The sequence below is a fragment of the Methylobacterium sp. J-090 genome (assembly GCF_022829345.1).
Lineage (GTDB): Bacteria > Pseudomonadota > Alphaproteobacteria > Rhizobiales > Beijerinckiaceae > Methylobacterium.
Genome location: NZ_JAKSXV010000119.1, coordinates 1 through 21,626 on the forward strand (window position 1 = coordinate 1; position 21,626 = coordinate 21,626).

20 protein-coding genes are annotated in these 21,626 nt (G+C 70.8%); 8 read left to right on the top strand and 12 right to left on the bottom strand.

Features of this window, described 5'->3' with window-relative positions:
- On the top strand, positions 1–2,791 hold a 2,791-nt coding region (locus MKK49_RS24250; protein ID WP_244032777.1), incomplete at its 5' end, for a phosphoenolpyruvate carboxylase.
- Between the two features lie 103 nt (positions 2,792–2,894).
- On the opposite strand, the gene MKK49_RS24255 is transcribed toward MKK49_RS24250, so the two are convergent.
- From MKK49_RS24255 to MKK49_RS24265, 3 genes are all read right to left on the bottom strand, one after another.
- The gene (locus MKK49_RS24255) at positions 2,895–3,107 is read right to left on the bottom strand and encodes a DUF1127 domain-containing protein (protein WP_244032779.1); all 213 of its coding nucleotides are present in this window, start codon (positions 3,105–3,107) and stop codon (positions 2,895–2,897) included.
- 176 nt (positions 3,108–3,283) lie between these two features.
- Positions 3,284–4,573, bottom strand: coding sequence for a hypothetical protein (locus MKK49_RS24260; protein ID WP_244032781.1), 1,290 nt, complete (start codon positions 4,571–4,573; stop codon positions 3,284–3,286).
- A 119-nt stretch (positions 4,574–4,692) separates the two neighbouring features.
- Complete coding sequence (locus MKK49_RS24265) at positions 4,693–5,514, bottom strand: hypothetical protein (protein WP_244032783.1); 822 nt, start codon at positions 5,512–5,514, stop codon at positions 4,693–4,695.
- A gap of 406 nt (positions 5,515–5,920) precedes the next feature.
- On the opposite strand from MKK49_RS24265, the gene MKK49_RS24270 reads away from it, so the two are divergent.
- Positions 5,921–6,850 (top strand): lipid kinase, encoded by a 930-nt coding sequence (locus MKK49_RS24270; RefSeq protein WP_244032785.1) that lies wholly within the window; start codon positions 5,921–5,923, stop codon positions 6,848–6,850.
- Positions 6,851–6,902: 52 nt separating this feature from the next.
- Positions 6,903–7,712 carry a TerC family protein gene (locus MKK49_RS24275; RefSeq protein WP_244032787.1) on the top strand — a complete coding sequence of 270 codons (810 nt, stop codon included), beginning with the start codon at positions 6,903–6,905 and terminating at the stop codon, positions 7,710–7,712.
- 109 nt (positions 7,713–7,821) lie between these two features.
- Here MKK49_RS24275 and MKK49_RS24280 read toward each other — a convergent pair whose 3' ends face one another.
- The 6 genes from MKK49_RS24280 to MKK49_RS24305 all read right to left on the bottom strand — a co-directional run bounded on the left by MKK49_RS24280 (position 7,822) and on the right by MKK49_RS24305 (position 12,526).
- Positions 7,822–8,700: an acid phosphatase gene (locus MKK49_RS24280; RefSeq protein ID WP_244032789.1), complete on the bottom strand. Its 879-nt coding sequence runs from the start codon at positions 8,698–8,700 to the stop codon at positions 7,822–7,824.
- A 135-nt stretch (positions 8,701–8,835) separates the two neighbouring features.
- Positions 8,836–9,711 carry an alpha/beta fold hydrolase gene (locus tag MKK49_RS24285; protein ID WP_244032791.1) on the bottom strand — a complete coding sequence of 292 codons (876 nt, stop codon included), beginning with the start codon at positions 9,709–9,711 and terminating at the stop codon, positions 8,836–8,838.
- Between the two features lie 104 nt (positions 9,712–9,815).
- Positions 9,816–10,658, bottom strand: a complete 843-nt coding sequence (gene dapD / locus MKK49_RS24290) for a 2,3,4,5-tetrahydropyridine-2,6-dicarboxylate N-succinyltransferase (protein ID WP_244032794.1) — start codon at positions 10,656–10,658, stop codon at positions 9,816–9,818.
- Positions 10,659–10,719: 61 nt separating this feature from the next.
- Positions 10,720–11,160 carry a hypothetical protein gene (locus tag MKK49_RS24295; protein ID WP_244032801.1) on the bottom strand — a complete coding sequence of 147 codons (441 nt, stop codon included), beginning with the start codon at positions 11,158–11,160 and terminating at the stop codon, positions 10,720–10,722.
- 164 nt (positions 11,161–11,324) lie between these two features.
- Complete coding sequence (locus tag MKK49_RS24300) at positions 11,325–11,783, bottom strand: Crp/Fnr family transcriptional regulator (RefSeq protein WP_244032803.1); 459 nt, start codon at positions 11,781–11,783, stop codon at positions 11,325–11,327.
- A gap of 56 nt (positions 11,784–11,839) precedes the next feature.
- Positions 11,840–12,526, bottom strand: a complete 687-nt coding sequence (locus tag MKK49_RS24305) for a response regulator transcription factor (protein ID WP_244032804.1) — start codon at positions 12,524–12,526, stop codon at positions 11,840–11,842.
- 316 nt (positions 12,527–12,842) lie between these two features.
- Here MKK49_RS24305 and MKK49_RS24310 point away from each other — a divergent pair, with 316 nt between their 5' ends.
- A complete protein-coding gene (locus MKK49_RS24310; protein ID WP_244032808.1) occupies positions 12,843–13,376 on the top strand; it encodes a L,D-transpeptidase in 534 nt (177 codons plus the stop codon).
- Positions 13,377–13,397: 21 nt separating this feature from the next.
- On the opposite strand, the gene MKK49_RS24315 is transcribed toward MKK49_RS24310, so the two are convergent.
- The gene (locus MKK49_RS24315; RefSeq protein WP_244032810.1) at positions 13,398–14,738 is read right to left on the bottom strand and encodes an MFS transporter; all 1,341 of its coding nucleotides are present in this window, start codon (positions 14,736–14,738) and stop codon (positions 13,398–13,400) included.
- A 115-nt stretch (positions 14,739–14,853) separates the two neighbouring features.
- On the opposite strand from MKK49_RS24315, the gene MKK49_RS24320 reads away from it, so the two are divergent.
- Positions 14,854–15,279, top strand: coding sequence for a MarR family winged helix-turn-helix transcriptional regulator (locus MKK49_RS24320; RefSeq protein WP_244032812.1), 426 nt, complete (start codon positions 14,854–14,856; stop codon positions 15,277–15,279).
- A gap of 25 nt (positions 15,280–15,304) precedes the next feature.
- Here MKK49_RS24320 and MKK49_RS24325 read toward each other — a convergent pair whose 3' ends face one another.
- Entirely contained in the window at positions 15,305–16,018 is a 714-nt protein-coding gene (locus MKK49_RS24325; RefSeq protein WP_244032814.1) for a YggS family pyridoxal phosphate-dependent enzyme, read from the bottom strand.
- A gap of 191 nt (positions 16,019–16,209) precedes the next feature.
- On the opposite strand from MKK49_RS24325, the gene leuS reads away from it, so the two are divergent.
- The 3 genes from leuS to holA all read left to right on the top strand — a co-directional run bounded on the left by leuS (position 16,210) and on the right by holA (position 20,580).
- Complete coding sequence (gene leuS, locus MKK49_RS24330) at positions 16,210–18,813, top strand: leucine--tRNA ligase (protein ID WP_244032815.1); 2,604 nt, start codon at positions 16,210–16,212, stop codon at positions 18,811–18,813.
- Between the two features lie 161 nt (positions 18,814–18,974).
- Positions 18,975–19,532 carry an LPS assembly lipoprotein LptE gene (gene lptE / locus MKK49_RS24335; RefSeq protein WP_409565136.1) on the top strand — a complete coding sequence of 186 codons (558 nt, stop codon included), beginning with the start codon at positions 18,975–18,977 and terminating at the stop codon, positions 19,530–19,532.
- A gap of 19 nt (positions 19,533–19,551) precedes the next feature.
- Complete coding sequence (gene holA / locus MKK49_RS24340) at positions 19,552–20,580, top strand: DNA polymerase III subunit delta (RefSeq protein ID WP_244032818.1); 1,029 nt, start codon at positions 19,552–19,554, stop codon at positions 20,578–20,580.
- Between the two features lie 43 nt (positions 20,581–20,623).
- On the opposite strand, the gene MKK49_RS24345 is transcribed toward holA, so the two are convergent.
- Positions 20,624–21,520 (bottom strand): ParB/RepB/Spo0J family partition protein, encoded by an 897-nt coding sequence (locus tag MKK49_RS24345; protein ID WP_244032836.1) that lies wholly within the window; start codon positions 21,518–21,520, stop codon positions 20,624–20,626.
- Positions 21,521–21,626: the final 106 nt, after the last annotated feature.

The window sequence follows — 21,626 nt, forward strand, 5'->3', positions numbered from 1 at the left end:
GTTCCGCAACCCCGTGCTGGCCGTGACCCTGGCCATCACCCGTCGGTTCGATCGCGGCGAGATCGACGAGGAGGCCCTCGACGGCCTGTTCGCCCGGCTGCGGGCGCAGTCCCTGGCGGACCGGGCCGGACGCCTGCGGGCCTATGTCGGTCTGGAACGGGATGCGGGCGCGTCGCACGAAACCCTCACGCCGGCGCGCCTCGTCGCGGCGATCCCGAAGCGCCAGGGCGATTTCGAGGTGTTTCGCGATCTCGTCGGCCGCACGGGCTTTGCCGTGGTGTTCACCGCCCACCCGACCTTCGGCATGCCCAAGGCCGTGGCGCGCCTCATCGCCCAGGCCGCGAGCGAGGCGGATGCGGCCGCGCGCCGGCCCCTGACGGAGAAGGCCGCCGCCCTCTCGACCCGGCCCGATCCGGCGATTTCCCTCGACGACGAGTTCGACCAGGCCTGCGTGGCGGCCAACCACGGCCGCGAAGCCGTGGACGCCTTCAACGACGCCCTCCTGGAGGCCGCGCGCCAGCGCTGGCCCGACCGCTGGACGGAACTCGTACCGAAACCCTTCGCCATCGCGAGCTGGGTCGGCTGCGATACGGACGGGCGCACGGATATCGGGTGGTGGGACACCCTGCGCTACCGCATCGAATCGAAGCGCATGCAGCTCGACCGGGTGATGCGCCACCTGCCGCAGGTGCCGGCGACGCAGGTGGTGCGCGACCTCACGGCCGGGGCACTCGCCGCCGTCAACCGCCAGCTCGCCGTGGCCCCGCGGCTCGGCACCAAGCCGTCCCTGGAGGCGGTGCACCGCTTCGCGCTGGCCCTCATCATCGAGCGCGAGCGCGCCCAGACCGACGCCACCGCGATCCTCGCCGGCCTCGCCGGGGCCATGGGCGGGGTCACGACGGACGCGGAGCGGCGCGCCATCGCGATCCTGCGCTCGGGCATCGCCACCCACGGCCTCTCCAACGCCCTGCCCCACTTCCGGCTCAACGCCAGCCAGATCCACAACGCCGTGCGGCGGGTGACGGATTTGGAGGGCGAGCCGACGGACGCCGCCCAGCGCCGCTCCCACCTCTCGACGATCCACGCCCTCCTCAACGACGTCCACGCCGTCGACGTGGATTTCGGCGCGCTCGCCGCCGAGCGGGCCTCGGCCGCCCGGCTGATGATGACCATCACCCAGATCCTCAAGCACGTGGACGGCACGCATCCGGTGCGCTTCCTCATCGCCGAGACGGAGACGGGCTACACCCTGCTCGCCGCCCTCTGGCTCGCCCGCCATTACGGGATCGCCGACAAGGTCGAGATCACGCCCCTGTTCGAGACGGCGTCCGCCCTGGAGCAGGGCATCCGCGTCCTCGACGACGCCCTGCGCAACCCGCACTGGCGGCAATACCTCAAGCGCATCGGCCGGCTCACGGTGCAGTTCGGCTACTCGGATTCCGGCCGCTACGTCGGCCAGCTCGCGGCGAGCTTCTGGATCGAGCGCCTGCGCCTGCGCATCACCGAGCTCATGGTGCAGAACGACCTGACCGGCGTCGAGCTCGCGATCTTCGACACCCACGGCGAATCCATCGGCCGGGGCGCCCACCCGGCGAGCCTGCGCGACCGCCTCGCCTACCTCGCCCCCGAGGATGCGCGCCGGCGCAACCGGGCGGCGGGCATCCGAGTCCGCCTCGAATCGAGCTTCCAGGGCTCGGACGGCTACCTCATGTTCGGCACCCTGCCGCTCGCCAAGGCCACGGTGGAGCGCATCGCCGAGCACGTCTTCGCCCTCGATCTCGCCGACGACGATTCGTTTGCCGACTACGTGCTGTCCGATGCGGCGAGCGGCGCCGACGAGGCCGACGACCCGATCTACGGCGAGGCCGACTTCTCCGCCGAGTTCTTCACGGTGGTGCGCCAGGACATGGAGGCCCTGGTCGACGATCCGGGCTACGCCGCTCTGCTCGGCACCTTCGGCCCGAGCCTCCTCGACCGCACCGGCTCACGGCCCGTGGCGCGCCAGTCCGATGGCGGCGGGCCGACCATGATCACCCACCCGCGCCAGATGCGGGCGATTCCCAACAACGCGATCCTGCAGCAGCTCGGCTTCCTCGCCAATTCCGTCCACGGCATCGGCCGCGCCGCCGGCCGGGCGCCGGACCTGTTTCGCGACATGCGCCGCGATTCCGTGCGGTTCTCCCGCGCCTTCCGCCTCGTCCAGCACGCGGCCAGCGTCGGCGACCTCGACGTGCTGCGCGCCTACGTCGACACCCTCGATCCGGCGGTGTGGCTGGAGCGGGCGCGGCGGACCCAGCGCGACGGCCGCCGCGAGGAGCTCGTGGTCATCGCCACCGCCCTCGACCGCCTGCGCCTGGCGCCGGATCTCAGGCGCCTGTTCGGGCGGCTCACCTGCGACTGGCTCAGCCTCCAGGCGGCGGCCCCCGATCTCGGCAAGATGTCGCCCCGCCTGACCCTGCTGCACGCCATCCGCCTCGCCCTGATCCACCGGATCTGGTTCCTGGCCGTGCACATCCCCGGGTTCCGGCCGCAATCGGGCGTCAGCCGCGAGGCGCTCATCGAGCGCTTCCTGCGCCTCGACATCGACGGCTGCCTGACCCTCCTGGAGGACATCTTCCCGGTGACGCCGGACCCGACCCTCGGGCTCAACTTCGGTGAGCCGGCCGGGCCGCGCGACGTCGGCACCTATGAAGCCGAGCACAGCACCCTGTTCGAGCCGATCCGCCGCTCCTTCGCCCGGGTGCGCGAACTCTCCGGCATGATCCAGCACGAGGTCGGGGCGTTCGGATAGCACCGTCGCGGCGTGCTGCACCGCACATGGAAACGCCGGCCACAAGGGGCCGGCGTGTTCAGGCGATCGCGTCGACTCCCCGACCCTCGGTCGGAAAATCCGGTCAGGCGGAGGGAAACGAGGCGTAGCGGAGCGGCGACTGCGTTCCGCGCAGGCCATCGGCGACGCGGTAGTTCTGAGCCTTCGAAAGGATGCGGCCGCCGATCTGCTGGGCGCCGATATCCGCGAGTTCGCGGTCCGTCAGCCGGGCGATCTGGCGGGCGGTTTCGTTGTCCTTCCAATGGGACTTGAGGCTGGTGATGAGGGAGAGGGTCACGGGCTTTGCTTTCCGGCTTTGTCTTCGCCGCCCTGGTCTCGTGCGGCGGCGTCTGAGCGGAAAGTAAGGTTTGTGCACCGCAACGACGAGGGGGAAAGCCGGTAGATCACCTATGCCCCCTGAGCATGGAGTGAGCAGGACTTGCTTAATCCCTATGCAATCCGACCTCCGGATTCCTAACGGGCCCAGACCCCCAGGCGCTCCGAGCGGGCGCGATCCTCGGCGGCGACGAGATCGGGCGTGGCCTCGGACGAGGCGCGGCCGCCGCCGTTGAACAGCACCACCTCCGAGAGGTCGCGGCCGTCGACGTTGCACAGGCGCGCCTCGCTGCCCGCCACGGGCTGGCAGGTGACCGTGCGACCGGCAAGGTAGCGCGTCAGCTCGTCGGCCTGCCCACCGCGCACCCACTCGACGCCGAACAGGCGCACGAGCTTGCCCGCCACGCGCAAGGTCGCGGTGTCGATGACCTCGACGGGACCGCTGAGCGCGTTGGCCGCCCGCTCGTCCGCGACCTTGGCGCCTTCGTCCGCTCCCTTGGCCCCCTCATCGACGCGCGCGGCCGTCTCGGGCGCGACCGGCGGGGCGACGGCCTCGGACCGCGGGGGCATCGCCGGCGGCGCGGACGGGGGGCTGGTTTCCTCGCCGGACCGCGAGACCAGGGCGACCACGGCGACGAGGCCGAGCAGACCGGCGCCGGTGGCCAGGATGCGACGGTCGAGGAGGTTGCGGACCATCCCGCCCTCCCGGCCGGCGCCGCGCAGGCGCGCGCCCGCATCGGCGAGACGACCGCGCGCCTGGCCTGCCACGTCGCTCAGCATGGGGGCGAATCCCCCGGACCTGCTCGGCGCATCATTCGGCGCGGCGGCGGCATCCGGGGGACTTGTCGTGGGGCGGGCCTCGAAACGTTGGCGCAGCCCGCGCCATCCCCCGGACGCCGAGGCCGCCAGCGCCCGCCCCCGCGTCGCCGAACGGGTCAGCGCGGTCCTGGCGAAGACGGCTTGGGTCTCGACGAGGCGGGCGGCGGCACTCCGGCCGGCCGTCGCATCGGTTCGCGGTCCGGCTGCCGGAATCTCCTCGGCCGCGACGCGCGTCACCACCGTGGCGGGCACGAGTTCTTCGGGCACGGGGGGCACGAACAGGGCCGGGTGCCGCTCGCGCAGTTCCGTCACGAAATCGGCCAGGGTCATGGGCCGATCGGGGACGGTTTCCACGGTCCTGCCGTCGGCCGTCGGCGCCGGATCGGCCATGCGGCGCGGAAGGCCGGTCCGGTCGAGGATGCGGTAGCCGGGGGCCGCATCCTGCGGATCGACGGCGGCTTCCGTGAGCAGCAGGAGGGTGCGCTGGGCCAGGGGATGCCCCCCCTGGCGGGCGACCTCCTCGGCGATCCGCGCGCGAAGGGCCACACGCGGCCCCGCATCCGAGGACTCGATGCGCGCGCTCCTGTCGTCCGAATCACGGGTCTTCACGGCACTCGCTTCCAAGGTGTGGCGCACTCCCAAGAACCCTCGTCCAAGAACCCTCGCCGAACGATCTTGTCCAAGAACCTTGTCCAAGAATATCACCCAGGGATCTCGGCGCGGCGGCGTCAGGCCCCGCGCCGGGGTCCCGCTATAGCGCCGAGCGGTCCCGGACCATAGCGGCGCAGCACGCGGCTCGTCTCCGAGACGATGACAGGCCGGCCGCCGGACATGTCGAGGGTGAGGACGAGTTCCGACACGCCCTGCGCCCGCGCGCCCTTGCCCGGGTTCTCGGCGCGATAGTCGAAGGTGGTCTGGACGATGCAGGTCGCGGTGGCGGCGTTGCAGGCCGTGCGCGTCGCGCCGGATTGCGGGTCGTAGCGCCGCTCCGGCCAGCGGGCGACGAAGCGGCGCTTCTCGTCCATCAGGGCGGCCAGCGACAACATCCGGCCATGGAACCGCACCCGCTCGGCATAGAAGCGCGGGGCGGCCGTGACCATGCCGAGGCCGGGGGCGGAGACGCTGTCGAGGTAGTCGTCGCTCAGGCGGCTTGCGGCGGCGGCCCATTCCGGGAAGCGGTCCGCCGAGGCCATCGGTGTCGCCGGGGCGGCGAGTGCGGGCGTGCGCGACAGGGGGCGGATCGCTCGCCCGTTCGTGCCGGCGTCCCGGCGCCGGCCCTCGCGGACGGACGTCCGTTGGCGGGACGGATGAGCCGCGCGGCGCGCAGCGGCGGGGGTGCTCGGCTCCACCTCGACGGACGTGTCCGGCCTGGCGCTGCCGGCGGCCGGTGCGCCGATGTCGGCCTTCGCATCCCCCTTGGCTTCCCCCTTGGGCTCGGTCCGGGCCGGCGGATCGACCCAGCCCGGCCGCGACTGCGCCGTGGCGGGTCCGGCGAACCAGGCGAGGCCGATCAACGCGGCGGACCAGACGGAATACGAACCGTAGCGCATGGCATCATCACCGGGGTCGCGACCGATTCGGGAGATCTGGGGACGGGTTCGGTCGATCGAGGAATGAACGTTTCGTGCGCGCGCTCGGTTTCGCGCCATCGGCCCGCGCGTACGATCCTCGGCAACCGTGGCGTCGGGGTCACAGTCCGGCGGTCCCCGACCCTCCCCTCGTGCGGGCGCGAGGCCGGTTTCGTGCGTTGTCCGCCCTTGCCATCCCCATTCGGCAACCCACCTTGACCGTACCGGGTCCGGGCCCCTCTGGCGGTCGAGGCGTTGACCGTGATGTCGGACCCCTTCTCTGCCTTTGCGCTCACGCGGCGCGAACGCACCGGAGGGTCCAGAACCCCATGACGATCCAGCATCCTGTCCGTGCCGCATCGGGGCGAGCCTCGTGGGGGAACGCCGCGTGAGCGCCGGCCAGACCACCCGCCGGGGCCTGCTCCTCGTCAACCCGAATGCCCGCAACGGCGGCTTCTCCCTCGACGCCGTGCGCGAGGCCCTGCGCCAGGGCGGCATCGAACCGTTCGAGCCGCCGGGCGATCCCGACTGCACCGCCGTGATCAAGCGGCATGCGGGGCAGAGCGACCTCGTGATCCTGGGCGGCGGCGACGGCACCCTGAACGCGGCGGCCCCCGCCCTCGTCGAGACCGGCCTGCCGCTGGGCATCCTGCCGCTGGGCACCGCCAACGACCTCGCCCGGTCCCTCGGCCTGCCCGCCGATCCCGTGGCGGCGGCCGGCCTCATCGCCAGCGAGGAGGCGCGGCCCGTCGATCTCGGCTGCGTCAACGGACATTACTATTTCAACGTGGCCAGCATCGGCTTCTCGGCGGAGCTCGCGGGCGATCTCACGGCCGAGTCGAAGAAGAAATGGGGCACCATCGGCTACGGCATCGCCGCCATGCGGGTCCTGCGCCGGGTGCGGCCGTTCACGGTCTACCTCGAGCATGACGGCCAGACCGAAACGATCACCACCATCCAGGTCTCGGTCGGCAACGGGCGGCACTACGGCGGCGGCATGACCGTGGAGGAGACCGCCACCGTCGACGACGGCAAGCTCGATTTCTACAGCCTCGAGGTGAAGCACTGGTGGCGGCTGCTCGCCCTGCTGCCGGCCCTGCGGCGGGGCACGCAAGGGAAGGCGGCGGACGTGCGGGCGTTTCACACCACCGAGATCGTGGTGAAGACGAAGAAGCCCCGGCCCGTGAACACCGACGGGGAACTCTCGACCTACACGCCGGCCCATTTCAAGGTCATGCCCAAAGCCGTGCGCATCTTCGCGCCGGAGGCGTCGCAGCGCCCGGGCGTCGCGCGCCCCGGCTTCACCCTGCCCTTCTAGACCCTCGCCCTTCCAGCACCCTGCCCTTCTCGACGTTCGGAACAGCCTCCCCGTGGACAGCATCCTTCCCCTCTTCAGCGATCCGACCGCCTGGGCGGCGCTCGCGACCCTCATCGTGATGGAAGTCGTGCTCGGCATCGACAACCTGATCTTCATCTCGATCCTGACCAACAAGCTGCCGGCCGGTCAGCAGGACCGGGCGCGGCGCATCGGCATCGGCCTCGCCCTGGTCCTGCGCTTGGGACTGCTCGGCACCGTCGCCTACATCGTCGCCCTGACGCAGCCGGTGTTCACGGTGTTCGGCAAGGCGTTCTCCTGGCGCGACCTGATCCTCATCGGCGGCGGCCTGTTCCTCCTGTGGAAAGCCACCAAGGAGATCCACCACACCATGGAGCCGGAGCCCGAGGATGCGGGTCTGGCCAAGGTGGTGACCCTCAGCTTCGCGGCGGCCATCGGCCAGATCCTGGTCCTCGACCTCGTGTTCTCCATCGACAGCATCATCACGGCGGTGGGCATGACCGAGCACGTGCCGATCATGGTGGTGGCCGTCGTCGTCGCCGTCACGGTGATGCTGCTCGCGGCGAACCCGCTCTCGCGCTTCATCGCCGCCAACCCCACGGTGGTGATGCTGGCGCTGGGCTTCCTCATCATGATCGGCATGACGCTGATCGCCGAAGGGTTCGGCGCCCACGTCTCCAAGGGCTACATCTACACCGCCATGGCGTTCTCGGCCGGTGTCGAGGGCCTCAACATGCTGTCCCGCCGCCGCCGCAGGGCGAAGCAGGCAGCGACCGACCCGGTCTCAGCCAGCCAAGTCTCCGCCAACAGAGTCTCAGCCAGCCGAGACACGGCCAGGCGGTGAACCCGACGACGGTTTCACGGGAAAACAGAAAGGCCCGCCGGAGTGATCCGGCGGGCCTTCTTTTCGGGTCGCTCTTGCGAAACCCGCGCGGGGTGCGTCCGCGACGTCCCTACAGGATCGAATCGTATCCGGCCGCCTCGCGCTTGCAGATCGCCTGATCCGGAGCGGCGCCGCCGCTGGCGACGAGCTTGGCGACTTCCGTCCGGGCCCGCTCCAGATCGGTGCGAAAGCCCGCGTCGCCCTGAAGCGCTGCGAAGACCACGCTCCCGGTGGTGCGTCCGGCCTGGATATCGCTCATCCAGTGCAGGCCGCAGACGACCCGGCTCTCGCCGTAGGACCGGGCGCGCAGGAAGAACTGCGTCGCCTTCTCGGGGATCAGGGCGGCCATGATCGACGCGTAGGTCCAGCCCTGCGTGGCATGGCTCGACGGGAAGCTGAAGGCGTTGGCGATCTCGGCCGAGCGGACGACGCAGATCTCCGCGTCGTTGCCGACGAACGGGCGGATGCGCCGATAATGCTCCTTCGGGGCCCGCGTTGCGCGGGCGATGTCGAGGCGGCTGCGCTCGAGCAGGGTCATCAGGGCCGGAGCACGGGCCTGATCGATGCGCTGGCCGATGACGCAGGCGAAATCGTCGAGGATCGCCGAGGCGCCGTCGGCGACGTCCGTGGTGGCCAGATCCCAGCGCGGACTGCCCTTGAGGGAGCGGGTCGCCGTGAAGGCCGCCTTGTCGGCGGTCTCCGCCGCCGACTGGCCGCGCGGCGGCGCGGGAAGGATCGCCACGAGGTCCGGGGCCGCCGTGTCGGAGAGGTAGGGCTGGCGCGCGACCTTGGCCGGCGTCACCGGCGTGGTCGCGACGGACGGGGCCGAGGCCGGCTTCGGAGCGGCATCCTTGGACTGCGCCTCCTTGGACGGCGCATCCTGCGCGAGGCCCGGGGAAACCCCGGCAACGGTCGCAAGCAGGACGAGGGCGAAGGATAGGCGGGCCATCGGCGTCTCTGGGATCGTGTACGGAACGGAAGCGTCGGAGGGGAAACGGCCTCACACCATAGGGTTCCCGTGCAACACTCCTATGGCAACGGGTCCGGTCTTCGCACACCCCGCCTGAACGGCGTCCGACCGGCCTCAGGCCGCGCGGATCGCCGCCGCCACTTCGCCCGGATATTCCTCGTGCGGACTGAGGGCGCCCGGCACCGACGCACGGGCGACGTGGCCGGTGGCGACGAGGGCGTCCATCTCCGCGCCGGAGCGACGTGGCGCGCGCTCGGGGCGCAGGACGAGGATCGGCGGCAGGCCGTCATCCGCGAACAGGTCGAGGAAGTCCCTGCGGGTCTCGCACGGGTCGAGGCCGCCGGTGACGAAGGCGGCGGTGCCGAAGCGGCCGCCGGGATGGCGGGTGACGGCGTGCTTGTCGGCGATTACCCCCGGCGTGACGTGGGCCGGGTCGGCGTAGACGTGGGCCCGCATCATCCGGCCGATCACCGGCGGGCTGATGTTGAGGCGGTAGAGGGCCTCGCCGAGGATCGGCAGTTCGACGGCGCGGCGGATGCCGGCGATGAGGCCGCGCCGGTCCGGCCCCATCATGGTGGGAAACGGCCCGCGCCAGGTCGGCGCCACGAGGACGAGGCGCTCGAACAGGCCGGGATGGCGCCGGGCGGCGGCCACGAGGTAGCCCGCCGCGTGGCCGGCGGCGACGCCGAGCGCGTAGGGGCCGCGCTCCACCGCCAGCAGGGCGTCGAGGAAGGCGTGCATGGTGGCGGGGTTGAGGGCGATCCGCGCGCGAGTCCGGTCGCCGAAGCCCGGCCAGTCGGGCACGTGGCAGCGAAAATCGTGGCCGAGATCCTTGGCGAGCGGCCGCATCTCGGCCCGGGCCGAGATCGACGACAGGGCCGGGAGCAGCAGGGCGTCGGGGCCGTTCCCGATCACGTCGCAGGGCGTCGGCATCGGCCGCCCGGCGACGGTGAGGGACAGGCTACGGGCGGAACAGGCCGGCTCGATCATCGCGTGGTCTCGACGGTGCAACCTTCAGGAAGATGGGGCCGGCCCCGGCCTTCCGACATGCGACACAGGCGGCTCGGGCGGCCCCGCCCGAGCCGCGCCCCGTATCAGGTCCGCAGCAGTTCGTTGATGGCGGTCTTCGAGCGGGTACCCGCATCGACGCGCTTGACGATGACGGCGCAGTACAGGCCCGGGCCCGGCGTCCCGTCGGGCAGGTCCTTGCCCGGCGTGGTGCCGGAGACCACGACGGAATAGGGCGGCACGCGGCCGTACATGACCTCGCCGGTCGAACGGTCGATGATCTTGGTGGAGGCGCCGATATAGACGCCCATGGACAGCACGCTGCCCTCGCCGACGATCACGCCCTCGGCCACCTCGGCGCGGGCGCCGATGAAGCAATTGTCCTCGATGATCACCGGATTGGCCTGGAGCGGCTCCAGAACGCCCGCGATGCCGGCGCCGCCGGAGATGTGGCAGTTCTTTCCCACCTGCGCGCAGGAGCCGATGGTGACCCAGGTGTCCACCATGGTGCCCTCGCCCACATGGGCGCCGAGGTTGATGAAGGACGGCATCAGGACCGCGCCGGGCGCGATGTAGGAGCCGCGCCGCACGATGCAGCCGGGCACGGCCCGGAAGCCGGCCTCGCGAAAATGCTTCTTCTTCCAGCCCTCGAACTTGGACGGGACCTTGTCCCACCACGTCGCGCCGTCGGGACCGCCATGGATGATCTCCATGTCGTTGAGGCGGAAGGACAGCAGCACCGCCTTCTTGAGCCACTGGTTGACCTGCCAGTCGCCGTCCACCTTCTCGGCGACCCGGGCCTTGCCGGAATCGAGGAGGGCGAGGGCGTCCTCGACGGCCTCGCGCACGGCGCCCTTGGTGGCGGTGTCGATGCCGGCGCGGTCCTCCCAGGCGGTCTCGATGGTGGTGGCGAGGTCGGCGTGGGACATGGCGGCTTCCGGGGGGTGAGAGAGGGCTTCGTGCTTACAAAAGCCCGCCCGCCCTGTCACCTCAGCCGGCGGTCAGGGGCTTCGACGCGGCGTGGCCGCAGGCGTCGAAGCGGCGCTGGATCAGGACGTAGTCCTGGCGCGTGGTGTTGAAATACTTGGCCGAGACCGAGACTTCCGGCTTGCCGGGGGTCCCCGACGGGAGCCTGTCGGTGATCCGTTCGATGAGGCAGCACTCGGTGCGGTCGCCGAGATAATCGAGGCCGTTGCCGTAGGCGCGTCCGCCATGGTCGCCCTCGCGGACGATGTTGGCAATCATGATGTCGATGTAGTTCTGGTCCGTGAGATAGCTGTTCGTCTCGTGGCAGACCATGATCCGGCTCGAATAGACCGTGGCCGCGCAGACCGCTCCCAGGACAGCCAGGACGAGGAAGGCGGCCCCGGCGATCTGCGCACGCCGCTCCCGGGGTTCGTCCCGGGACGTGTTCGGGAGGGTGTTCGGCATGGCTCTGACGACCCCTCGGGTTGGCGGCCCTCGGAGACAGGTCGGGACCGCACGGGGCGGAACGACCGAGGGCGCTTGATCGACGGAGCGATCATGCGCCCCCGCATCTTAGGAAAGCGCTCACGCGGCCGTGAACATTCTCGCCATTCCGGCGGGATCGGTCGTCAGGACGCGACGGCGTCGAACCGGAGGCGCACGCGATCGAGGTCGCGCGCAAGCTGGGCCAGATCGTCGGCGAGTTCGTCGTGGATGGCCTGCGCGGCGTGCGGGAATTCCGCCAGCACGCGCCGCATCAGGGTGGGGGTGATGCGGATCACCGCCGCCGCCTCCGCCGCATGGGCGTCCGTGGGCCGCTCCCCGGGCAGGAGCAGGGCGAGGCGCCCGACGAGGGCCGAGCGGCCCACCGTCACCGTCTCGCCGCCGGCCACGCGCGGGGCCAGCACGATGGTGCCCGACAGGACGACGAAGCCGCCATCCGAGGCCTCGCCCCGGGCGAACAGCCGGTCGCCGGGGGCGAGGCTGCGCCGCTCGGCGGCGAAGGAGAGGAGGCGCAGGGCATCCCGGCCGAGGAATCCGAACAACGGTGCGGCGGCCAGGATCGCGATGTCGTCGTCGAACCCCAAGCCGCTCCGTCCCTTTTCCGTTCCGGCGCGAGCTTAGCGCAAGCGGCGGCGCGCGACTACGGCAGCAGCTTGTAGCCGCCGCCCTCGGTCACGAGGATCGCGGCGAGCGCCGGGTTCGGCTCGATCTTCTGGCGCAGGCGGTAGATGTGCGTCTCGAGGGTGTGGGTGGTCACCTGGGCGTTGTAGCCCCAGACCTCGGCGAGCAGGGTGTCGCGGCCCACCACGGCGCATCCGGCACGGTAGAGGAAGCGCAGGATCGCGGTCTCCTTCTCGGTGAGCTTCAGCTTCGACCCGCGCGCGTCCACGAGGAGCTTCGCGCCGGGGCGGAAGGTGTAGGGCCCGATCTGGAACACCGCGTCCTCGCTCGCCTCGTGGCTGCGCAGGTGCGCGCGGATGCGGGCCAGCAGCACGGCGAACTTGAACGGCTTGGTGACGTAGTCGTTGGCCCCCGCCTCGAGACCCTCGACGGTGTCGTCCTCGGAATCCTGACCGGTGAGCATGATGACGGGGCCGCGATAGCCGTTGCGGCGCATGGCGCGCACGGCCTCGCGCCCGTCCATGTCCGGCAAGCCGACATCCATCACCGCGAGGTCGATCCGCCCCTCGGTCACGCAGGCGATGGCGCCGTTGGCGTCGCCGGTGCCGATCACGCGGAATTCCTCGTAGAGATCGAGTTGTTCCGACAATGTTTCCCGCAACGCGGCATCATCGTCGCAGATCAGCAGGCGATGGGTATTGGGCATCGACCAGACGACTTTCACGCACGAGCGAGATCACACCTTACCGCGTGATCACCGGACAAAGGATAGGGATGGAAGCATCGGCGCCAAGCCGATGCCGAGGTAATTCAATGCCGAAGCCGGTCGATGCCGAGGGGAGACAACGACCGGATCGGAGACCCTGTGCGGACTGGACTGCGTTGTGGGGAAAAGTCCGCGACTCTCTCACAAACGGGTGATGACGACCTAAAGTTTCAGCCGCGCGGCGACGCAGAATGCCGAGGGGCCGTGTCGCCGGTGCGGATGGTCTCCCGCGCCCGCCCAAGCGATAAGGGGCGCCATGAAGCGAACCACCCTCTCGCGCCTGCAGGTCCGCCCGCTCGTGGGCGATCGCACCCGTGGACAGGTCCTGGCCGGTCCCGTCGTCATCCCCTGCGCCCTGGGTCGCTCCGGGATGGTCCAGCGCAAGCGCGAAGGCGATGGCGGCTCGCCCCGGGGACGGTTTCGCCTGCGGGGCGGCGTCTACCGCCCGGACGTCTTCGCGATCCGCCCGCGCACCGCCCTCCCCCTGCGCCCGACGCGGCCCGGCGACGGCTGGTGCGACGAACCCGGCGACCGGCGCTACAACCGGCCCGTCGCCCTGCCCTGCCCCGTCAGCGCGGAGCGGATGTGGCGCGACGACGGGCTCTACGACCTCGTCGTCGACCTCGACTACAATCGCGGACCGATCCGGAAACGCCTCGGCTCGGCGATCTTCTTCCACTGCGCACGGCCCGGCTACACGCCGACGGAGGGCTGCGTGGCGCTCAAGCGCGCGGACCTGGTCCGGCTCCTGCGCCGGCTCGGGCCGCGCACGCGGATGGGGATCGGGTAGCCTCATCGTCACGCTCCCCGGTCAGTGCGCCGGCACGGCATTCGGGATGCCGCCGGTGCGCCGGGCCGGATCGCCCAGGGTCAGGATCAGGGCGGCCGCGATCAGGCAGAGGGCGCCGGCGGCGAAGAAGGCCGGCAGGTAGCTCGACAGGGCCGTGCGCGACAGGCCCGCGCCGTAGGCGATCGTCGCCGCGCCGAGCTGGTGGCCGGCGAACACCCATCCGAACACGAGGTTCGCCCGCTCCCGGCCGAAGCGCGCCGTCGTGAGGCGCACGGTGGGTGGCACGGTGGCGATCCAGTCGAGGCCGTAGAACGCCGCGAACAGGGACAGGCCGACGAACGAGAAGTCCGAGAACGGCAGGAACATGAGCGAGAGGCCGCGCAGGCCGTAGTACCAGAACAGGAGCCAGCGGTTGTCGTAGCGGTCGGACAGCCAGCCCGAGGCGACGGTGCCGACGAAGTCGAAGATTCCCATGGCGGCGAGCACGCTGGCGCCCTGGACCGGCCCGATGCCGTAATCGGCGCAGAGCGGGATGAAATGGGTCTGAATCAGGCCGTTGGTGCTGGCCCCGCAGATGAAGAACGTGGCGAACAGCACCCAGAACACCCGCGTCCGGCCGGCCTCACGCAGGGCCGCGATGGCGCCGCCGGCGCTCGGGGCCGCACTGGCGCCCAGGCCGGGGGCCGGCACGGTCGCCGAGGCGGCGAGGGGGACCGTCTCGCCATAGGGCAGCAGTCCGAGATCCTCCGGCCGGTCGCGCATCAGGGCGAGGACGCCGAGGCCCGCGACGAGCAGGAGTCCGCAGATCAGCAGGAGGGCCGCGCGCCAGCCGAACTGCTCGGTCAGGGCCGCCAGGATCGGCAGGACCACGAGCTGGCCCGTGGCCGAACTCGCCGTGAGCAGGCCGACCACGAGGCCGCGGCGATGGGAGAACCACCGGGTCGCCACCGTCGCCCCGAGGACGAGGGCCGTGAGGCCGGTGCCGATTCCGACGATCACGCCCCACAGCAGGATCAACTGCCAGACCTGCGTCATCCCGAGGGACGCGATCAGGCCGCCGGCGATGAGGGACAGGGCGATCAGGACGATGCGGCGCGGACCGTAACGGTTCATCAGGGCGGCGGCGAAGGGCCCCATCAGGCCGAACAGCACCAGCCGGATCGCCAGCGCCGACGAGATCGTCGCCGTGTCCCAGCCGAACTCCTGCTGCAGGGGCAGGATCAGCACCCCGGGCGCGCCCACGGCACCCGCGGTCACCAGCATGGTCAGGAACGTCACCGCCACCACCACCCAGCCATAGTGGATGTCGCGGCGCGCGAAGGCGCCGGCCAAGTCTGTCGAGAGGGTGAGGGCCAAGGCCATGCGTGACTCGAAGCTCGGGGGAACCGCCCGTCGTCAGCACCTTGAATAGGCGTATATGCGCGCTTTATTCAAGCGTCACCCGCCACGCCGTGGCCATGGACAGGAGAGGGCCGTGATGACGAAGCCCATGCCGGTCGCGCTCTGCACCTGCCTCGCCGTTCGCCAGGGCGCGCGGCAGCTGACGCAGCTCTATGACCGGCACCTCGCACCGGCCGGTCTGCGGGTGACGCAGTATCCGATCCTGGCCCGGCTCGACCGGGCCGGGCCGATGCCGATCAACGCCCTGGCGACCTGGCTGGTGTTGGATCGCACGACCCTGGGGCGGGCGCTTCGCCCCCTCGTGCGCGATGGGCTCGTGGCGATGGGCACGGGGCGGGATGCCCGCACCCGGGAGCTCTCCCTCACGCCGGCGGGTACGGCCCGCCTCGCGGAGGCGGTTCCGCTCTGGCGCGAGGCGCAGGCGGCGTTCGAGCAGTGCTACGGGGCGGACGAAGCGGCCACCCTTCGCGTCGCCATGGCGCGCGTGGTGGCGACGCTCTGACGGCGGTCTCGTTCGCGGGGGCGCGTCACCCGGTCCTGGCCGGCCGTGCCCCGAAGATCGCCGTGCCGACGCGGACGTGCGTGGCGCCCATCTGGATCGCGGCCGGGTAGTCCGCGCTCATGCCCATGGACAGGATCGGCAGGTTGTGGCGCGCGGCGATGCGCGCGAGCAGGGCGAAATGCGCCGAGGGCGGGTCTTCGGCGGGGGGGATGCACATGAGGCCGTTGATCGCGAGTCCGTGGGTGTCGCGGCACTCGGCGAGCAGCACGTCGACCTGCGCGGGCGACACTCCGCCCTTCTGCGGCTCGTCGCCGGTGTTGACCTGGATGAGGAGCTTCGGGGTCCGGCCGCTCCGCGCGATCTCCTTGGCCAGGGCGGCGGCCAGGGACAGCCGGTCGAGGCCGTGGATCACGTCGAACAGCTCCACCGCCTCGCGCGCCTTGTTCGACTGGAGCGGCCCGACGAGGTGCAGCTCCACGTCCGGGAACCGCTCCCGCAGGGCCGGCCACTTCGCCTTCGATTCCTGCACGTAGTTCTCGCCGAACACCCTTTGCCCGGCCTCCAGGGCCGGCAGGATGCCTTCGGCCGCGATCAGCTTCGAGACGGCCACCAAGTTGACCGACGCCGGATCGCGCTCGGAATCCTCGGCCGCCTGCCGGATCTGTCCGCGCACGGCCTCCAGGCCGGCGACGACGTCGGCGGGATTCGGGCGGGCGTACTCGAAGGAGGCGTCGGCCATGGGGATTGTTCTCGGATCGGTGAAGGGCGGTTGCGGTCGGACTATCATTCCGAACGCACGCCGCAAGGCAGGGCTCCCGGCGCGACCCTTCGTGTTGACCGGATGACGCCGCGTGCTAGTCCGGCGGCCAATCCTTTTTGCCGAGCGGACAGCCTTGCCGTCCGCGCCCCTGACAGTGAACGGCGCCAGCCATGACCAGCCCTGCCCGCCCCGCCCCGCCCGAGCGCTACAACGCCAAGGAGACCGAGCCGCGCTGGCAGCAGGCCTGGAGCGAGGCCGGCATTTACGCCACGAAGAACGACGACGCCCGGCCGAAATACTACGTGCTGGAGATGTTCCCCTACCCGTCCGGGCGCATCCACATGGGGCACGTGCGCAACTACGCCATGGGCGACGTGGTGGCGCGCTACAAGCGCGCCCGCGGCTTCAACGTGCTGCACCCCATGGGCTGGGACGCCTTCGGCCTGCCGGCGGAGAACGCCGCCATGGAGCGCAAGGTCAACCCGCGCGAGTGGACCTACGCCAACATCGCCACCATGCGCGGCCAGCTCCAATCCATGGGCCTGTCCCTCGACTGGAGCCGCGAGATCGCGACCTGCGATCCCGACTACTACAAGCACCAGCAGCGCATGTTCCTCGACTTCCTCGGGCGTGGGCTGGTGACGCGCCGCACGGCAAAAGTGAACTGGGACCCCGTGGACCACACGGTGCTGGCCAACGAGCAGGTCATCGACGGGCGCGGCTGGCGCTCGGGCGCCCTGGTGGAACAGCGCGAGCTGACCCAGTGGTTCTTCAAGATCACCGACTTCGCGCAGGACCTCTACGACGCCCTCGACGGCCTCGAGCGCTGGCCGGAAAAAGTTCGGGTGATGCAGAAGAACTGGATCGGCCGATCCGAGGGGCTGGAGGTCCGGTTCGCCGTGGACGCCCCTCCCCCCGGTGTGGCGCCGGAGGTGAAGGTCTACACCACCCGCCCCGACACCCTGTTCGGCGCGAAGTTCTTGGCGATCGCGGCCGATCACCCCATCGCGGCGGCGCTCGCGCCCGCGCGCCCCGAACTCCAGACCTTCATCGAGGAATGCCGCCGCACCGGCACGGCCCAGGCGGCCATCGACACGGCGGAAAAGCTCGGGTTCGATACGGGATTGCGGGTGCGCCATCCCCTCGACCCATCGTGGCTGCTGCCGGTCTACGTCGCGAACTTCGTGCTGATGGAGTACGGCACCGGCGCCGTGTTCGGCTGCCCGGCCCACGACCAGCGCGATCTGGATTTTTCCAACAAGTACGGCCTCGGCAACACCCCCGTGGTCTGCCCCGAGGAGCAGGACGCGAAGAGCTTCGTCGTCACCGACACGGCCTATGACGGCGACGGGCGGATGATCAATTCGCGCTTCCTCGACGACATGACCACGGACGAGGCGTTCGATGCGGTGGCGAACCGCCTCGAATCCGAGACCCTGTCGGGCGCCCCTGTCGCAGCGCGAAAGGTGCAGTTCCGCCTGCGCGACTGGGGTGTGTCGCGCCAGCGCTACTGGGGCTGTCCGATCCCGATCATCCATTGCGACGCCTGCGGCCCCGTGCCGGTGCCCGTGGCCGACCTGCCGGTGAAACTGCCCGACGACGTCTCGTTCGACGTGCCCGGCAACCCGCTCGAGCGCGATCACGCCTGGCGCAACGTCCCCTGCCCCACCTGCGGGAAGCCGGCGCGGCGCGAGACCGACACCATGGACACCTTCGTGGATTCGTCCTGGTACTACGCCCGCTTCACCGCACCGTGGCTCCAGGACGCGCCGACCGACCGCGCGGCCGTCGATCAGTGGCTCGCCGTGGATCAGTATATCGGCGGCATCGAGCACGCGATCCTGCACTTGCTCTACGCGCGCTTCTTCATGCGGGCGATGCAGGCGACGGGCTGGTCCGGCGTGTCCGAGCCCTTCGACGGGTTGTTCACGCAGGGCATGGTGGTCCACGAGACCTACAAGGATGCGGCCGGGGCCTGGGTCCAGCCGGCGGAGATCCGCATCGCCGCCGAGTCCGGCGAGCGCCAGGCGTTCCACGTGAAAACCGGTGCGCCGGTGAGCATCGGCGCCATCGAGAAGATGTCGAAGTCGAAGAAGAACGTCGTCGATCCCGACGACATCATCGCGAGCTACGGCGCCGACACCGCCCGCTGGTTCATGCTCTCCGACTCGCCGCCGGAGCGCGACGTGATCTGGACCGAGGACGGCGTCCAGGGCGCCGCCCGCTTCGTGCAGCGGGTCTGGCGCCTCGTCTCCCTCGCGGCCCAGGCGGATGGCACCGCCGGCGCCCCTGATGCCGCCCTGCGCAAGGCCGCGCACAAGGCCCTGGCCGCCGTCGAGGAGGATGTCGAGCGCCTGCGCTTCAACCGCTGCGTCGCGCACATCTACACCCTCGCCAACGCCCTCGACGAGGCCCTGCGCGGCGGCGTCGATGCGGGGGCGGCGCGTGAAGCCGCCGGCATCCTGACCCAGCTCGTCGCGCCGATGATGCCGCATCTCGCCGAGGAATGCTGGCGGGCGCTCGGCCGCGACGGCCTCGCCGCGCAGGCCGCCTGGCCGGTGGTGGACCGCGCCCTGCTGGTCGAGGATACGATCACCCTCCCGGTCCAGCTCAACGGCAAGAAGCGCGCGGACGTCACCGTCCCGCGCGACGCCGACAAGGCCGAGGTCGAGCGCCTCACCCTCGCGGACGACGCCGTGCAGAAGGCTCTGGAGGGCCGCGCCCCGAAGAAGGTGATCGTGGTGCCGGGCCGGATCGTCAATCTGGTTGTATAGGGCATCGGCCCGACAGGGAATTGCCGGCTTTCGGACAAGGACGATGCGCGCGGTCACGATCCGGCCGGAGACGAAGCGTAAACCGTCCGGCAATTAAGGTGACGGCGGGCATGGGTTCGCCGTACACAGCGAAGCTGAGCAATCGGGACGGCGGCGGCATGATGCGTTTGGCGATTCGGACGGAGCGGAACGGCCTCGCGCGCCGGGCGGTGCGGGCGGCGCTCGTGTGCGCCCTCGGCCTCAACCTCTCCGCCTGTTTCCGACCCCTCTACGGCCCGACGGCGTCGGGCGAGCCGATGGCGGCCCTGCTCGCCTCGGTGCAGGTGGACGACGTCAGCATGGCCCAGGGCCAGGAGCGCATCGGGCATTACCTGCGCAGCGAACTCATCTTCGATCTCGACGGTTCGGGCCAGCCCTCGACCAAGCGCTACCGCCTGAAGATGCAGGGCAGCGAGACAGTGCAGACCCCCATCGTCTCGTCCCAGACCGGGCGCGCCGAGGCCGGCACCATCATCGCCAACGTGAAATACTCCCTGGAGAACCTCGACGGCACCAAGATCATCAGCGAGGGCGTCGCCACCTCGACGGCGACCTACGACCGCTCGGTGCAGCGCTTCGCCTCGCTGCGCGCCGCCCGCGACGCCGAGATCCGCCTCGCCAAGACCCTGGCCGAGCAGATCAAGACCCGCATCGCCTCCGTGCTGGTGACGAAGCCCTGACCGGGACCGAGGCTCCGCGATGACCGCCGTCAAGGCCGGCGACGTCGAGGCGCTGATCCGGCGCGGGCCGGACCCGCGCATCGCGGTCCTGCTGCTCTACGGACCGGACACCGGCCTCGTGTTCGAACGGGCCAAGCGCCTCGCCGAGGCCTTCGTGTCCGATCCGGGCGACCCGTTCGCCATGGTCAAGATCGACGGCGATACCCTGGCGCAGGATGCCGGCCGCCTCGTCGACGAGGCCGGCACCGTCGGCCTGTTCGGCGGCAACCGCACGATCTGGGTACGGGCGGGCAGCCGCAACTACGCGCCCGCCGTCGAGGCCGCCCTGAAGGCCGAGATCACCCAGGCCCGCATCGTGGTCGAGGCAGGCGATCTCGCCAAGACAGCCCCCCTGCGCACCCTTTGCGAAAAATCGCCGAAAGCCCTCGCGATCCCGTGCTACCCCGACGACGAGCGCGCGCTCGGCGACCTCATCGAGCGAACCCTGCAGGAGCAGGGCCTGCGCATCGCCCGCGAGGCCCGCGACGTACTCGCCACCAGTCTCGGGGGCGATCGCGGCGCCAGCCTGTCGGAGATCGAGAAGCTCGCCCTCTACGCCCGCGGCCAGGACACGGTGAGTCTCGACGATGTCGAGGCGGTGGTGAGCGACGTCGCCGCCAGCGTCCTCAACACCCTCATCGACGCGGCCTTCTCCGGCCGCAGCGCCGACGTCGAGCGCGACTACCGGCGCTTTCGCCACGAGGGCATGGACCCGTCGGTGATGCTCGGGTCGGCCCTGCGCCACGCCCTGACGCTCCTGAGCACGCGCCTGGCCGGGGAGGGGCAGAGCGCCAGTCTGATGGTCGGCAATTGGCGCGGCCTGCATTTCCGCCGCAAGGCCACGGTGGAGACCCAGCTCGCGCGCTGGACGCCCCCCGCCCTCCGGCACGCGATCCAGCTGCTGCAGGAGGCGGTGCTGGCCTGCCGCCGCTCACCGCCCGACCTTGCCCACGCCAACGCGTCGAGCGCGCTTCTGCGGATCGCCTCGGAAGCCGCGCGGCGGCGCTGACTGAGTGGGCGCCTTCCCCGTCCTGTGCGGACGGGGAATCGTCTCAACCCTGCGGAGCGACCTTCAGCAACCGGCACAGCCCATCGAGTTCCTCGGCCGTCTCGTAGCGGATGCGGATCTCCCCCGTGCCGGCGGTCTTCGTCTTGAAGGAGACGGGCATGCCGAGGGCTTTGCCCATGGCCTGTTCGAGGGAGCGCAGGGTGGCGTCCTTGTCGGCGCCGCGCCGGGGCCGGCCGGGGCGGGGGGCGTCGCCGTCCGGGACCTCGGCGGAGGCGAGGGCCTCGACCTCGCGCACGGACATCCCCTCCTCGACGATCCGGCGGGCGACGGATTCCGGGTCCTTCACCGCCAGGAGGGCGCGGGCATGCCCCGCGGTGATCTCCCCGGCGACGACACGATCCTGAATCGCGGGCGAGAGCTGGAGCAGGCGCAGGGTGTTGGCCAGATGGCTGCGGCTCTTGCCGATGATCTCGGCCAACTCGCTCTGGTTGTACTGGAACTCGCTCATCAGCCGCTCGTAGCCGGCGGCCTCCTCGATGGCGTTGAGGTCCGTGCGCTGCACGTTCTCCAGGATGGCGAATTCGAGCGAGGTGCGGTCGTCGATCTCGACGGTCACCACCGGCACCTCGGTCAGGCCGGCGCGCTGGGCCGCGCGCCAGCGGCGCTCGCCGGCGACGATCTCGAAGGTGTCGGGCACGCCCGACAGGGCCCGCACGACGATGGGCTGGATGATGCCCCGCACCTTGATGGACGCGGCGAGTTCTTCGAGGTCCGCCTCGCTGAAGCGGCGGCGCGGGTTGCGCGGGTTCGGCCGCAGGAATTCCACCGCCACCTTGCGCTGGGCCTGGGATTTGTTCGCGTCGGCACCCTCGTCGCCGAAATCACCGATCAGGGCCGCGAGACCGCGCCCGAGCCGGGGCCGCACCACATCATCCGCCATCGCCACCCGCTCGACCTCGTTACGCATTGCACTCATGGTTTGTTCAGTGTCTCTCGCAAAACTCCCGCTGAGCCGTGACGCTGAAGGCGAGAACCGGCCGTGGTCG